Source organism: Flavobacterium sp. Root420, assembly GCF_001427905.1.
GTDB lineage: Bacteria > Bacteroidota > Bacteroidia > Flavobacteriales > Flavobacteriaceae > Flavobacterium.
On record NZ_LMEF01000013.1, the window covers coordinates 27621 to 43498 of the forward strand.

Sequence of the window (15878 nt, forward strand, 5' to 3'; positions counted from 1 at the left end):
CCAATTTGTTATTTGGAGTTTCAAAATTGGAATTTTTTAATTTTGAAAAAATTAAATAAAGCTTCTGTAAACTGTATTTCTTAAACCAACTTCCAACAATAATAAAAAGGCTGCCAGTAAAACAAATACTCTGTATTTTTCGTCGTAATCATAGAATTTTAATTCCTGAATTTCTGTTGTTTCTAATTTATTGATCGCGCTGTAAATTTGAGCTAGTCTGTCGTTGCTTGTTGCTCTAAAATAGGTTCCATCGGTTTTTCGGGCGATACTTTTCATTAATTGCTCGTCAATTTCAACTTTTTGCATTTTGAATAAGAAACCTCCGTTTGGAGCGTATGCGTACGGAGATGGTGCCATTCCGTTAGTTCCAATTCCTATCGTGTAAACTTTTATTCCGTATTGTTTAGCGATATCTGCAGCTGTTTCAGGTTCTATAAATCCGGCATTGTTCACACCATCAGTCATCAAAATGATTACACGGCTTTTTGCTTTACTGTCTTTTAGTCTGTTTACAGCTGTTGCCAATCCCATTCCAATTCCGGTTCCATCCTGTAGAGCGGTATCGTATTTAATATCTTTTATAGCTTCTAAAATGATCGCTTTATCACTTGTAACAGGAGTTTTGGTATAAGCTTCAGATGCATACAAAACCAATCCAATTCTGTCATTTGGTCTTTCTTCAACAAATTCTCCTGCAACTCTTTTTAAAGCCTCCATACGGTTTGGCTTTAAATCTTTTGCCAGCATACTTCCCGAAACATCAATTGCCATTACAATATCAATTCCTTTCGTGGTTTTGGTCTGATTGCTAATGTCTACTGTTCTCGGCCTTGCCAATGCAATAATCAAAGAGCTTAGAGCAATAATCCTGAATACGTATAAACAAGGTTTTAATTTGGTCAATAATGACTCGCTGTTTTTAAAACCCTGAGTTGAACTCATTTTTAAAGTAGGCGACTGCTGATTACGTTTCCAGAAAAACCAGGCGATTGCGATTGGAATTAAAAGAAACAACCAAAAAAATTCCGGATTTAAAAAAGTTATTTTTCCCATTAGTTACTAGCTTTTCTAAGTTCAACAGAATTTAAAATTCGGGTTGTAATGTCATTTGCATAGGTATCACCTTCTTCATGTAAAATCATGATTTGCTGTAATCCCTGATCTTGTTTGAAAAGCAAAATTTCATAATAGGCTTTTGTGCTGGTTTTGTTAACAGGATTAATGATAGTCATTGTACCATATCCTTTAAGTCCCTGTATTCCTGCATTAGTCTGGAAATCTTCTTGTTTCACAATTATATTTTGACCGCCCTGAGCTTCGATTACTTTCAAAGAACCCTCCAAAGCTTTTGCTAAATCAATATCGGTTGGGTTTTTAAATTTAGCCGTTGAAACTGTAATAAAGAAATTGTCAATCATACTTCCGTACGCAAAAAGCTGCATTTCCTTAATCAAAGCCATAGTTTCTTTCGGAAGTACTTTTTGAGTGTCCATACGTTTCAAAACTTTTGGAGTTTCGATTAAAACGCCAGGATTTCCGTATTCACTTTTTACCCATTCTCCTTCTAATAATTCTTTTGAAGGATGACCAATAACATTGTCTTTTACATAGGTGAAGCCTTTCGTTACAACGAAAAAGGTTGTTGTTGCAAACAATAAAAACAAGACAGTTCCAACAGTAATAGCAATACGTTTGTTGCGTTTTTTTCTTAGTTGAATTTTGATTTGCTTTTGTTTCTGAGCTTCATTCAGTAATTGATCTTCTTCCTCAGCCGGAACTTCAGTCGGAATTGCATTATCAAGCGTTAAAATTACTTTCTGAATTTTATTTCTATCATCCGTAATTTCAAAATCCAAAGGTTTAGATTTTGCGAATTTTACTAAATCGGCCTGACGTAAAACACGTTCTAAATTTTCAACAGTTTCAGGAGTCAAAGTCATTTTCTTTTTGGTAGAAGCCAGTCTTATCGCCTGAATCAATTCAGAAGTGGTACTTTCCATTGCCGGAATATGAATGGCTTCTTCAATATAATTACGGGCAATATCAGTTAATTCACTGTAATATTCTTTGATTTCGCCTTTTTGAACCAATTCTTTTTGCTCCAGGTTATTCAATAAACTTGTCGCTTTTTCAATTGGAGTTTTATAAACTTCTTCTTCGATTTTTTTCTTCTGATGTTTTTTTACATACCAATATACAAAAGCACCAATTGCAATAATTACGATTAAAATCAAAACATAAATCCACCAATCGTTATTGCTGTCGGCGCTGGAAATATCTTTGATATCATACATTTTCTGTTGTAGTGTATCCACTTTTATATTGGCCACTTCAACTCGAATAGAATCTGATAAATAAGGTTTTTCATCTATTAAAATTTTGATACCCGGAATTGTGTATTTTCCTGAATCAAATTGGGTTAAGCCATATTTTTTGATTAATTCGTAAGTGTCGTTTTTCTTAACGGTGTCAATTGGGTACGATTGAATTACTTCTAAAGGACCAATGGTTTTTAGTTTCGGAAAAACAACTTTCGATTTTGAGCTTACAACCGTTTTAAGCGTTAACTTAAACTCGGCTCCAATTTTATTTTTTGTAGTATCAATACTTGTTTCAACCTGTTTTTGTTGTGCAAAAACAGCTGAAGTAAGCAAAAATAGAAATATGTAAAATTTTAATTTCATTTGATTTTTGATTTCAGATTTTAGTCTAAAACAGTTGCTTAAATTGGCACGCGGATGACGCGGATTTGCTTCGCCAGTTCGCTGTTGCTTGTGTAAGCGGATTTTTACTTTTGTGATTTTTGGCAGAAATAGTTAATTGATTTTCAAAAAATCTAAAATCTAAAATCTGCAATCTAAAATTATATTTATCTTGATTTGAAATATCCCAATAATTTCGTTACGTAATTTTCATCGACTCTTGTGTTTACAACTCCAGCTCCGGATTTACTGAAAATATCTTTGAAATAACTGACTCTTTCGTGATAATGTTTTTCGTAGTTCATTCGCACTGTTTTTGAGCCTGTATCGACCAACTGAACTTTCCCGGATTCAGCATCCAGCATACTTACCATTCCTAAATTCGGGATTTTTTCTTCACGGATATCATATACACGAACACCTGTAATGTCGTGTTTTTTAGAAGCAATTTTTAAAGTCTGCTCGTAATTTTCAGACATAAAATCAGAAATCACAAAAACGATAGCTTTCTTTTTTTGTGTTCCTGATAAAAACTTCAAAGCTTGCGCAATATCCGTTTTGTGGCTTTTGGGTTCAAATTCGATCAATTCACGAATGATTCTCAAAACGTGTGAACGGCCTTTTTTTGGTGGAATATACAATTCGACATTATCTGAAAATAATATTAATCCGATTTTGTCATTGTTTTGTGTAGCCGAAAAAGCCATCGTTGCCGCAATTTCGGTGACGATGTCTTTTTTGAATTGACTTTTTGAACCAAAACCTTCAGAACCTGAAATGTCAACCATTAAAACCATGGTCAATTCTCGTTCTTCTTCAAAAACTTTTACGTGGGCTTCGTTATAGCGTGCGGTTACATTCCAGTCGATGTTACGAATATCATCGCCATATTGGTATTGACGCACTTCGCTAAAAGTCATCCCGCGCCCTTTAAATGAAGAATGGTACTCTCCCGAAAAGATGTGATTGCTCAGTCTTTTGGTTTTGATTTCTATTTTCCGTACTTTTTTTAAAAGCTCTTTTGTATCCATTTTTTCGGATTGCAGATTTTAGATTTTTTGATTTTAGATTGAAACTTAGATTGCAGATTTTAAATCTAAAATCAGCAATCTAAAATCTAAAATTTTTTAAGGTACTTCAATCTCGTTTACGATTTTGTTGATAATGTCTACAGAAGTAATATTTTCGGCTTCAGCCTCATACGTTATCCCGACTCTGTGACGTAAAACATCATGTACAACTGCACGAACGTCTTCTGGAATTACATAACCACGACGTTTGATGAAAGCGTAACATTTTGCCGCATTGGCTAAGTTGATACTTCCACGTGGCGATGCTCCAAAACTGATAAGAGGTTTTAAGTCCGCAAGTTTGTACTTCTCTGGATAACGAGTAGCAAAGATGATATCTAAGATGTATTTTTCGATTTTTTCGTCCATGTAAACTTCACGAACAGCTTCTTGCGCACGCAAAATTTGTTCTACAGAAACTACAGGATTTACTTTTTCGTAACTTCCTTTTAGGTTTTGACGAATTACAAAACGTTCTTCATCAATTTTTGGGTAATCAATTACGGTTTTCAACATAAAACGATCGACCTGTGCTTCGGGAAGTTGGTATGTTCCTTCTTGTTCAATAGGATTTTGAGTTGCTAATACTAAAAACGGACGATCAAGTTTGAAAGTTGTGTCACCAATAGTAACTTGTTTTTCCTGCATCGCCTCCAAAAGTGCTGACTGAACTTTAGCAGGAGCACGGTTAATCTCATCGGCAAGTACGAAATTAGCAAAAATTGGCCCTTTTTTAATAGAGAATTCGTTTGCTTTGATGTTGTAAATCATCGTTCCGACAACATCGGCAGGTAATAAATCCGGAGTAAACTGGATACGGCTGAAAGAACCCTGAACTGCTTGCGACAACGTATTTATCGCTAAAGTTTTGGCCAATCCCGGAACACCTTCCAATAAAATATGCCCTTGTCCTAAAAGCCCGATTAATAAACGCTCGACCATATGTTTCTGGCCCACAATAACTTTGTTCATTTCCATTGTAAGAAGGTCTATAAAAGCACTTTCTCTCTCAATTTTTTCATTTATCGCTCTAATGTCTAAAGTCGTTGTATTTTCTTCCATATAAATATTTTTAAAACCTTTTTAAACCTTTGATTTTTACGCCTTGTTTTTGAGAGTGCAAATTGAATATTTTTTGAGAAGTAAGATGTTAAAGAATGGTTAAAACTTCGACCAATGCACTAATTTTAAGGACGAATTGTGAATCTATTTTTATATTTTTAAGAACTTTGGTGATTATGCTTTATAAAAGCATATTTATTACCAAAAATAACGCAATAAAACCATGAGCAAAACAACGTTATCGCCTATAATTTCGGGCACTATGAATTGGGGAGTTTGGGATAAAAACCTTACAACTAAAGAAATGGAAAATATGATACAAATCTGTATCGAAAACAAAATTACCACTTTTGATCACGCCGATATTTACGGATCCTATACCACAGAAGCCGATTTTGGAAAAGCTTTCCACGCAAGTAAAATTTCTAGAGAAAAATTACAGATAATTACCAAATGCGGAATTCAGATGATTGCTGAAAAACGTCCGGAGAACAAAATCAAACATTATGAATATTCGAAAGAATATATTATCTGGTCTGTTGAAGAATCGCTTAAAAAATTAAAAACAGATTTTATTGATGTTTTTTTATTACACAGACCAAGTCCGTTAATGCAGGCTGACGAAATTGCTGAAGCAGTGGAGAAATTAAAAGCAGAAGGGAAAATTATCGATTTCGGACTTTCCAATTTTACCAGTTCTCAAACAGAGTTAATTCGTTCCAAAACAGAAGTTAGTTTTAATCAGGTGCAATTTTCGGCTACACATTATGAAGCAATGATCGATGGAAGTTTAGACTATATGCAAACACACGGAATCCGTCCTTTGTCATGGAATCCGCTTGGAACAGTTTTTAGAGAAGACACCAAGAAAACACGTCGTTTGAAAAAATTACTTTCAGAGTTGGTTCAAAAATACAGTTTTGGTTCCGATACACTTTTATTGGCCTGGATTTTAAAACATCCTGCCGGAGTTGTGCCAATTGCGGGGACAGTTAATATTGCCAGAATTCAATCCTTGATGAAAGCAGTAGAATTGGAAATGGATAAGGAAGACTGGTTTGCGATTTGGACAGAAAGTATGGGCGACGATGTGCCATAAATAATGCATAGTAAAAATGATACATTTAGAAAAATTTGATAAAAAGTTTTATTCTGAATTGATCAATTCCATCAATAACGCAAAAGATTTAATGCAATTTGGCGGTCCGGAATTTACTTTCCCGTTAACGGATGAGCAAATAGATAAAACACTTTCGGATGAAAACAGAATTGCTTTTAGAGTTGCCAATATTTCTGATGGAAGTACTATTGGGCATTGTGAAATTTATTTTAAAGATGATTCTGCAAAACTAGGCCGAATCCTGATTATCGATAAAAACCAGAGAGGAAAAGGAATTGGTGAGCAAATGGTGATTTTATTATTGGAATATATTCTTAAAAACAGAAAAGAACGAAATATAGAATTGAATGTTTTTGATTTTAATGTTAGTGCTATTAAGTGTTATGAAAAAGTTGGTTTCAGAATTAATCCGGATAAAAAACTGTTAAGAGAAGTTGATGGTGAAACATGGACGGCGTTAAATATGGTGTTGAATTTAGAAGATTGGAAAAATAAAAAATAAAAATATTAGCCACAGATTAAAAGATTCTCACAGATTGAAAAAAATCATTTTTAATCTTTTAATCTGTGGCTAAAAAATTAAACACATAGACACATAGATTTTTATTGTTTTAAAGAAGGTAAAAATAAATGACTAGTCATTTAACACATAGCTATGTGTTTTGATGTCGAGTGAAACACCTTTTTCTAAGCTTTTAAAACTATGTCTCTATGTGTTTAAATAAAAACCTAAACAAGAATGAAAAAAACAGTTTTAATTACTGGAGCAACAAGCGGAATTGGAAAAGCAACCGCACAAATAATGGCAAAAAACAATTATAAGATTATCCTTTGCGGAAGACGCAAAGAACGTTTAGCTGAACTTGAAAAAGAACTTTCGGCTTTTACAGAAGTTCACTCCCTTTCTTTTGATGTTCGTGATAAAGAGGCTGTTTTTTCAACTATCAATTCATTGCCAACAGAATTTTCGCAAATTGACGTTTTAATTAATAATGCCGGAAATGCACACGGTTTAGATCCAATTCAGAATGGAAATATTGACGATTGGGATGCGATGATTGATATTAATGTAAAAGGACTTTTGTATGTTTCAAAAGCGATTATTCCTCAGATGATTGAAAGAAAGTCGGGGCATATTATCAATATTGGATCCATTGCCGGTAAAGAAGTTTATCCGAACGGAAATGTATATTGTGCCTCAAAACATGCTGTTGATGCTATCAATAACGGCATGCGAATGGACTTGAATCCGTACGGAATTAGAGTCGGAGCAATTCATCCGGGAATGGTTGAAACCGAATTTAGTGAGGTTCGTTTTAAAGGCGATGCCGATAGAGCGTCAAATGTGTATAAAGGTTTAGAAGCCTTACAAGCGGAAGATATTGCTGATATTATTCATTTTGTAGTATCAAGAAAATACCATGTAAACATTGCAGATTTAATTGTATATCCGACGGCGCAAGCCTCGGCAACCATAGTCAACAAGAATATTTAGATTATTAGACATTGGACTTCTTAGATTTTTAGACTAGCTTAGACAGCTAGACATACAATTATTAAGTGTGAAATTTAAGAAGTCCAATGTCTAGAAATTTAAAAATCTAACATCTAAGAAGTTTAAAGAAATGATCAATAAGCGCCTTTTAATAAAAAACCTGCTTGCTCATAATGATGAGAGCAGTTTTTATGACAAAAAAAGGCAGTTGAATTTGCATACACGCGAAGGAAAAGGAAAGTTCTTAAAACACATTTGCGCACTATCAAATTCTAACCCGACAAATAATTCTTATATCGTGGTTGGTGTCGAAGATCAGGATAATGAAATTGTTGGTGATGATTTTTTCGATGACAGCCGAATCCAGAATCTCGTCAATGCTTTTTTAGAAAACCCACCTAAAATTCAATATGAAAATATTCCGTTTCCGAATCTTCCAAAAGATAAGGTAATCGGATTGGTAACTATTAAACCTAAAAATAAAATTTCTTATTTCAAAAAGGGAATTCATACCATACTCGCCAATAGCGTTTTTATTAGGCGCGGGAGTAATTCGGTTCCAATTGAAGGTGAAGTAGAGAAGAATTATCAGAATACCGAAACGGTTATAGGGATCGAAAATAATTCCCGAAATAGCATTCAATATACACTCGACGGCGTAATCGACTTTATGAATTTCAGACATAAAGACATGTCGCCGAAATATAATGTTTTTAAAGAATTATTTGTGATTTGTTGGGCGGGAGTTCCTAAAAAATCGCGTGACAAAACCTTTCTTTCCCGAGTTGATATTGAATTGATCAACGAACAAATTAAACTTTTTTATTCGGCACAGGATGTAGTTACGATTGTTTTTGATGATGATAGTTTTACAATTACCGAATATGTTCCGCTAGGCTTAAATGATAAAACAAGCTATTATCCGTTAGAGGAGCAAACTATTCGTTTCTTTGATAATGGTTATTACAAAATCGATCGAAAAATGCTTTTTCAGCCTCCGGAATTCAATCGAAAAATGCTGTACCATATTTATAATTCGAATATGGCATTACTTCAAAAACTTCAAAAAGGATTTACATTATCACCACGTGAAATGGTTGATCTGGAAAACCTCCCATCTACTTTTATGATTTGTTATTTGAATGGTTTTGAGGAAGCCAAACAAAAACTAATTGATTCAAAATTGCATTTGAAACCTTTTTCTCAGGTGTATTTGTCGTTTAAAGAAGCGCTCCGAATTTTGCGGAAGATGAAATATGATTTTCAGGAAGGTACAAAGTAGCAAGGTACAAAGCGACAAAGGTTTTCTGTAGAGGCGCACCGCAGTGCGTCTAACTCAAAATGTGTTTTTTGAATTGTCTCCAGCTTTAGCCAAATGTTTTTTTTAAATCACTGATACAATAAATATTTATTCACTTCATCATACGGAAATAAAAGTTCTTTTGGGCCATCTGCATAGGATGCAGCCTCATAGGAATTGTAATATAATAATAAACCTTCTTCTGTATAAAAAATATTCTGAGGCAGCTGAAATTTGTCATTTTCGAACATTAAACCTGTTGCGTTAATGTTTGATTTTTCTGAAATTTTATATTTCTGGCGAAAGGCTTTTTCGGCGAAAGCCTTAAACTCTTTTTCATTTTTAAAAAGCTGATCAGAAAAAATGGTTTTTCCTGTTTTCGGATTAAATAATAAGGATTGATATCCCTGATATCCATGTGCGCCTCCGGTAAAAGTATAATGATCAATTTTTATATTGATAATTTGGCCTGATTTAAATTCAAGATTTCCTTTTATTTTACCTTGCCAGCCGAAGGTTTCATTTGGGAATTTTTTATGCATTTCTTCATAAGAGCCAATAAAAGAAGAAGTTAATGCATTGTAATCATTTAATTTTACTTGTTTTTCTCCAAAATAGACAATTTCTTTTATGACCGAAAAGATTTTTTTGTTGATACTATCAGCAACAACAGGAATATTTTTTGCAATCGGAATTTCAATTGTTATTATTGGGCAATCTGTTTTGCAGGAAAGGCTAGATTTTTTTTCAAACGTTTCGTTTTCAAATGAAAGTTCTTTGTTGCAACTAATAAATAATAAAAACAAAAAGACTAAAAAAGTATACTGTTTCATATATGTAAAAGTTATTTGTTATTGGTCATAATAGGGTATCGCATTTTATTTATATGTTTTTGCTTTCGCAAAGCACTGATTATTGGTGATTTCGTATCTCAAAGTGTTAATTATATACAAAGGTAAGAAGTTGTGTCAGGATTAAAATAAATTAAACGGTAAATTTGTAGCCTAAAATAGCGTTTTAAAAACATAACTATATGAAATTCAATACTAAAGTGATTCATGGTGGTCAGCATCATGACCCAAGTACAGGTGCAGTGATGCCTCCCGTATATCAAACTTCAACTTATATTCAGACAAGTCCGGGACAGCCTTTAGGCGATTATGAATACAGCAGAGCTTCAAACCCAACTCGTACAGCATTAGAAAATGCTTTGGCCAGTATTGAAAATGGTACACGTGGATTGGCTTTTTCATCTGGATTAGCAGCGACTGATTGTATTTTGAGAGGGCTTAAAGCCGGAGATGAAGTTATTGCCATGGATGATTTGTATGGCGGTACTTACAGAATGTTCTCCAGAATTTATAAAGATTCAGGGATTAAATTTCATTTTGTTGATATGACTGATATTGCAAAATTGAAATCATTAATCAATGAAAATACAAAATTGATTTGGGTTGAAACGCCAACAAATCCGTTAATGAAATTAGCAGATATTGAAGAAGTTGCTAAAATCACCAAAGAGCATAAAATTTTATTTGCTGTTGATAATACTTTCGCCACGCCATATTTACAAAAACCGCTTGATTTAGGTGCAGATATTGTAATGCATTCTGCTACCAAGTATTTAGGAGGACACTCTGATGTTATTGCAGGAGCTTTAATTGTAAAAGATGAAGCTTTGGGAGATCAATTGCATTTTCAGCAATTTGCCACTGGAGCAACATTGGGGCCAATGGATAGTTTTCTTGTTTTAAGAGGAATTAAAACACTTTCACTGAGAGTGCAAAGACACTGTGAAAATGGAGAAAAAGTAGTGGAATACTTAACTAAACATCCAAAAATAAAAACGGTTTATTATCCGGGTTTACCAAGCCATCCGTTTCATGAAATTGCCAAAAAACAAATGAAAGCTTTTGGCGGAATGGTTTCGTTTACTTTTGTTTCTGGTAAAAAAGAAGATTCAATTACCTTTTTAGAAAAATTAAAAGTATTTACTTTGGCAGAATCATTAGGAGGAGTGGAATCATTAGCGAATCATCCTGCTTTGATGACACACGCCTCTATTCCGGCAGATAAAAGAGCAGAAGTTGGTATTACCGACGATTTGGTTCGATTAAGCGTCGGTATCGAAGATGCAGAAGATTTAATCGCCGATTTAGAACAAGCACTGGCATAAAAATAAAAACCCCCAACTCGTGAGAATTGGGGGTTTTGTTTATAATAACGTTTTATTTTTAGAATTCTAAGTAATAAATATATCCTGCGTTAAACCAAACCTGAGAATCATTTTTCTTGTTTTCCTTAAAAAGATCTTTGTTAGGATTTAAACCATCAACCCAGTCAGAGCTAAAGCCTTGGTAACGAATATCAAACATTAAATCGCTCATAGTGGTTAGTTTGTAATGAACCCCAACTCCTGCAGTTACTGATAGTACAACTCCATTTTCATTTGAAAAACCATACTGACGACCGTCTGAAGGTATTAGGTATTTTGCGAAAGTTGTTGACGGAAGCCCTAAAGGCCCTAATTGTGAAGTCACACTTGTTGTGTAATAGCTCACCTGAAATCCTAAACTTACATATGGACTAAAACTACCTACTGAATTTTCGAAATCGTGAATTTTTATTGGAGAGAATTCTAATTGAGATCCAAGATTTACTAAGGTTGATTTTCCGCTCATTGCCCTAAGGTGGCGAACAAGTCCTTTTCTTTCTTCTGACTCCACCCATTTACCAAAATGTTCCAGATTGGTCTGATTGAATGATAGTTCAGATCTCACTTTGAAATGTTCTGAAAAAAAACTTTCTCTGTTATTGTTGGCAGAAAAGTTAATAAAATGAACGACCCCTACGCCAAAACCTGTGTTTCCAACGTTGGTGTCCATGTTATTACGTTCACCATAATCTGACTGAAAAGATACAGGGCCGAATATTATTCCTACTTCTTGTGCAATACCTTGTGCTTTCGATACTGTTGTAATTCCGATGAAGGCGAATAAAGTGAGTATTATAGGTTTAAGCATGTTTTTTGGGCTTTCAAATAATGGCAAATATATAAAAAACATGTGCGATTCAAAATAATATATTCGTCTATTAAAAAATAAGTAACAAAATACTTAATTTGTTAACTTTAAGTTGGTTGTTTCGATGTAAAATAAGTAGTGTAAAATGCTATTTTTAGTAAAGTTTGAAAAATATACAATTCACTCCCGTAAAATGAAAAAAATCACATTGCATCCGTATTTTGTTATATCTTTGTGCGTTGAAACGAAAACGTTTTCTTAAACGTATTCTCTTGTTTAATTGAGCAAAATTAAAATAATTTACCTGAATAATTTATTTAAAAATGGAACAAAAAATAAATGAATTTATGGCTCTTGTAGAGTCTAAAAATCCAAACGAGCCAGAGTTTCTTCAAGCCGTTAGAGAATTTGCAGAAACAGTAATTCCATTTATTGCAGAGCGTAAAAAATATGATGGAAAAAACTTACTTCTTAGAATTGCAGAACCAGAACGTTCTATAATATTTAGAGTTCCGTGGGTTGATGATAAAGGAGAAATTATTGTAAACAGAGGTTTTAGAATTCAAATGAATTCAGCAATCGGACCTTATAAAGGAGGAATTAGATTTCACCACTCTGTTAACTTATCGGTTTTAAAATTCCTTGCTTTTGAACAAGTATTCAAAAATAGTCTGACTACCCTGCCAATGGGTGGTGGAAAAGGAGGATCTGATTTTGATCCGGAAGGAAAATCTGATGCTGAGGTGATGCGTTTTTGTCAATCTTTCATGACGGAGTTATGTCGTCATATTGGTCCTGATTTAGATGTACCTGCCGGAGATATTGGTGTTGGAGCAAGAGAAATTGGATATTTATTTGGTCAATATAAAAGAATTAGAAATGAATTTACAGGTGTTTTAACCGGTAAAGGAATTGCATATGGAGGATCACTAATCAGACCTGAAGCTACAGGATACGGAGTTGTTTATTTTACAGATCAAATGCTTAAAACTATCGGGCATGACATTAAAGGTAAAAGAGTAGCGATTTCTGGATTCGGAAATGTGGCTTGGGGAGTTGCTTTGAAAATAAATGAATTAGGCGGAAAAGTATTGACTATTTCTGGTCCCGATGGATACATTTATGATGAAGACGGAATCTCTGGTGAGAAAATCGATCATATGCTTGAAATGAGAGCTACTGGTGATAACAGAGCGGAAGTTTATCTTAAAAAATATCCAAATGCTATTTTTCATAAAGGGAAAAGTCCATGGGAAGTAAAAGTTGATATTGCAATTCCATGTGCGACTCAAAATGAGTTAAATGGTGAAGATGCTCAAAAATTAATCGATAATGGTGTTTTATGTGTTACTGAGGCTGCAAACATGCCTTCGACATTAGACGCAATTAAATTATTTTTAGATAATAAAGTATTATTTGCTCCGGGAAAAGCGGCTAACGCTGGTGGTGTTGCTGCATCTGGATTAGAAATGACACAAAATTCAATTCGTCTAAACTGGACAAGTGAAGAAGTTGATTTGAGATTAAAAGATATTATGGTTGGAATTCACAACCAATGTAAAAAATACGGTGTTGGTGAAGATGGCTATGTAAACTATGTAAAAGGAGCGAACATTGCCGGATTTGTTAAAGTTGCCGATGCTATGCTTGCGCAAGGTGTAGTATAAAAAGTTGTTTTAGTTCTAAAGTGCCTTCATTTGTCGAAAGATAAATCGGAGGCATTTTTTATTTGTACAAGAACAAAATTCAAATACTTTCGTTTGTATTATATTTGTCTATCTGAATATATCAAATAATGAAGAAAAGTTTTCTCTATATTTTATTTCTGCTTTTTATGCAATTTAGTTTCGCCCAGAATAAATTGTCGTGGCAGGGCTATTTTTCATTTAATGAAATAAAAGATGTTTCAGAGTCTTCAACAACAGTTTATGCAGCTTCAGAGAATGCTTTGTTTTCTAAAAATGCCGCAACAAATACAGTTAAAACAACAACCACAGTTGACGGGCTTTCCGGTCAGACGATTTCTGCTGTATATTATAGTGAAGCTTTCAAAAAAACCATTGTAGGTTATGAAAATGGTTTATTGATTGCAATAAATGAAACTGACGGTAGTATGCTGAAAAAAGTTGATATCATCAATAAGCAATTGGCGCCGAATCTTAAAAAAATCAATCATTTTATGGAGCATAACGGTTTGCTGTATGTTTCTTGTGATTTCGGAATTGTGCAGTTCAATTTGACAACTTTGCAATTTGGTGATACTTATTTTATTGGAGATAATGGCACGGAAATCAGTGTAAAACAAACTGCTTTTTTTAATGGATTTATTTATGCGGCAACTTCAAGCGGAATCAGAAGAGCCAATAGCACAAGTCCGAATTTAAATGATTTTAGTCAATGGACAGTTGTAAATTCAGGAGATTGGTCAAGTGTTGAAACTTTGGATACCGAACTTATTGCGATTAATACTGTCGGATATATTCATAGGTTTAACTCAGCTATTTTTGTTGGGTTTTTGCAGCTTCCGCAACCTTCTGTTGATATGAGGGCAAAAAATCATAATTTGTTTATTACGATCCCGAACACAGTATATATCTATAATAATCAAATGATTTTGAATCGGCAGATTACAAATGCTCAGGTTTTAGATAATACAGTTAATTTTACTTGTGCAGCCGCTATTGGAGATGCAATTTACATCGGAACAAAAGAAAAAGGCTTGTTTTCATCGACCCTTTCAGGAAGTGCAGCTTTCGAAAACAATACACCCACAGGTCCGGCACGAAACAATATTTTTTCTTTAGATGTTACACCAAATGGGCTTTGGACAGTTTATGGCGATTATGATTCATTTTATAATCCATATCCTTTAGATAGTTATGGTGTAAGCAAATACAGTACTTCTGGCTGGTTGAATATTCCATATTCTGACGTTTATGACGCCAAATCAATGACAAAAATTATTGTAAATCCTGTTGATGAAAAACAGGTTTATGCGAGTTCGTTTTTCTCCGGATTATTAAAAATAGAAAATGATGTTCCGCAGTTTTTATACAACGAAAAAAATAGTGGTTTAGAATCAATTACTACTGAAGGTCCAAATTATATAGATGTCCGTATCAATGGAACTGCTTTTGATAAAACAGGAAATCTTTGGGTAACCAATAGCCGAATCAAAAATGGATTAAAAGTTTTGAGAACCAATGGCCAATGGGGAAGTTACTCGATGACGTCAATTATTGATGACGCAGAAGCTTCAAGTTATGCCAGCATTTTAATCGACAGAAATAGTATAAAATGGATTGCAACCAATAGGGATGGAGTTGTTGGTTTTAATGAAGCCACCAATACATTCAAAAAAATGACATTTGGTGCCGATGCCGGAAATCTTCCAATCGCCGATGTAAGATCGATTGCAATTGATACTAAAAATCAACTTTGGATCGGAACTACAAAAGGGTTGCGTGTTTTGTCAAACGTGAGCAGTTTTCAAAATGAAAGTCAGTTAAAAGCGAATCCGATTATCATTATGGACGATAATTTGGCTCAGGAATTACTTTATGAACAATTTATTACTTCAATCGCAGTTGACGGAGCGAATAATAAATGGATTGGTACAGCTGATTCAGGTGTTTTTATGGTGTCTCCAAATGGACAGGAAACAAAATATCATTTCACGATCAGCAATTCGCCTTTGCCGGGTAATGTCATAAATGATATTAAAATTAATAGCACAACCGGAGAAGTTTTCATTGCAACCAATAAAGGAATGATTTCTTTTAAAGGGATTGCAACAGATGCTAATGAAGATTTAAATAATGTTTATGTTTATCCAAATCCGGTTCGTCCAACCTATTCAGGAACTGTAAAAGTGGCTGGGTTAATTGATAAAGCCAATATTAAAATTACAGATATCGAAGGTAATTTGGTTTACGAGACAACTTCAGAAGGAGGAACAATAGAGTGGGATACAACAGCTTTTGGAAGATATAAAGTAGCTTCAGGAGTTTATATGATTTTTATTTCTGCCCAGGACGGGGGAGAAACAAAAGTTAAGAAAGTGATGATTATTCGATAAAGAGATTTAAAATAAAGAAAAACAAGTA

Annotated in this window: 13 protein-coding genes; 7 read left to right on the forward strand and 6 right to left on the reverse strand. The window is 33.9% G+C overall.

What is annotated here, in order from left to right; genetic code table 11:
* Window positions 1–51: 51 nt before the first annotated feature.
* The 4 genes from ASC72_RS10510 to ASC72_RS10525 form a co-directional block, all read right to left on the reverse strand.
* On the reverse strand, window positions 52–1053 hold the full coding sequence (locus ASC72_RS10510) for a VWA domain-containing protein (RefSeq protein WP_056190572.1): 1002 nt from the start codon (window positions 1051–1053) through the stop codon (window positions 52–54).
* Window positions 1053–2684, reverse strand: coding sequence for a hypothetical protein (locus ASC72_RS10515; RefSeq protein WP_056190574.1), 1632 nt, complete (start codon window positions 2682–2684; stop codon window positions 1053–1055). Before ASC72_RS10515 ends, ASC72_RS10510 begins: the two co-directional genes overlap by 1 nt.
* Window positions 2685–2869: 185 nt before the next feature.
* Window positions 2870–3733: a DUF58 domain-containing protein gene (locus ASC72_RS10520; protein ID WP_056190576.1), complete on the reverse strand. Its 864-nt coding sequence runs from the start codon at window positions 3731–3733 to the stop codon at window positions 2870–2872.
* Between the two features lie 96 nt (window positions 3734–3829).
* The gene (locus ASC72_RS10525; protein ID WP_056190578.1) at window positions 3830–4834 is read right to left on the reverse strand and encodes a MoxR family ATPase; all 1005 of its coding nucleotides are present in this window, start codon (window positions 4832–4834) and stop codon (window positions 3830–3832) included.
* A 223-nt stretch (window positions 4835–5057) separates the two neighbouring features.
* On the opposite strand from ASC72_RS10525, the gene ASC72_RS10530 reads away from it, so the two are divergent.
* From ASC72_RS10530 to ASC72_RS10545, 4 genes are all read left to right on the forward strand, one after another.
* A complete protein-coding gene (locus ASC72_RS10530) occupies window positions 5058–5933 on the forward strand; it encodes an aldo/keto reductase family oxidoreductase (RefSeq protein WP_056190581.1) in 876 nt (291 codons plus the stop codon).
* 16 nt (window positions 5934–5949) lie between these two features.
* The gene (locus ASC72_RS10535; protein ID WP_056190583.1) at window positions 5950–6456 is read left to right on the forward strand and encodes a GNAT family N-acetyltransferase; all 507 of its coding nucleotides are present in this window, start codon (window positions 5950–5952) and stop codon (window positions 6454–6456) included.
* A gap of 237 nt (window positions 6457–6693) precedes the next feature.
* Window positions 6694–7449: an SDR family NAD(P)-dependent oxidoreductase gene (locus tag ASC72_RS10540; protein ID WP_056190584.1), complete on the forward strand. Its 756-nt coding sequence runs from the start codon at window positions 6694–6696 to the stop codon at window positions 7447–7449.
* Window positions 7450–7579: 130 nt separating this feature from the next.
* Window positions 7580–8731: an ATP-binding protein gene (locus tag ASC72_RS10545; RefSeq protein WP_056190586.1), complete on the forward strand. Its 1152-nt coding sequence runs from the start codon at window positions 7580–7582 to the stop codon at window positions 8729–8731.
* 107 nt (window positions 8732–8838) lie between these two features.
* On the opposite strand, the gene ASC72_RS10550 is transcribed toward ASC72_RS10545, so the two are convergent.
* Window positions 8839–9582 carry a DUF3298 and DUF4163 domain-containing protein gene (locus ASC72_RS10550; protein WP_056190588.1) on the reverse strand — a complete coding sequence of 248 codons (744 nt, stop codon included), beginning with the start codon at window positions 9580–9582 and terminating at the stop codon, window positions 8839–8841.
* Window positions 9583–9782: 200 nt separating this feature from the next.
* Between ASC72_RS10550 and ASC72_RS10555 the strand changes: the two genes are divergently transcribed.
* Entirely contained in the window at window positions 9783–10925 is a 1143-nt protein-coding gene (locus ASC72_RS10555) for a cystathionine gamma-synthase (protein ID WP_056190591.1), read from the forward strand.
* Window positions 10926–10983: 58 nt separating this feature from the next.
* On the opposite strand, the gene ASC72_RS10560 is transcribed toward ASC72_RS10555, so the two are convergent.
* Window positions 10984–11772, reverse strand: coding sequence for a hypothetical protein (locus tag ASC72_RS10560; RefSeq protein WP_056190622.1), 789 nt, complete (start codon window positions 11770–11772; stop codon window positions 10984–10986).
* Window positions 11773–12095: 323 nt separating this feature from the next.
* Here ASC72_RS10560 and gdhA point away from each other — a divergent pair, with 323 nt between their 5' ends.
* Both gdhA and ASC72_RS10570 read left to right on the forward strand, forming a co-directional pair.
* Window positions 12096–13439: an NADP-specific glutamate dehydrogenase gene (gene gdhA, locus ASC72_RS10565; RefSeq protein WP_056190594.1), complete on the forward strand. Its 1344-nt coding sequence runs from the start codon at window positions 12096–12098 to the stop codon at window positions 13437–13439.
* 128 nt (window positions 13440–13567) lie between these two features.
* On the forward strand, window positions 13568–15850 hold the full coding sequence (locus ASC72_RS10570; RefSeq protein ID WP_056190596.1) for a T9SS type A sorting domain-containing protein: 2283 nt from the start codon (window positions 13568–13570) through the stop codon (window positions 15848–15850).
* Window positions 15851–15878 lie beyond the last annotated feature (28 nt).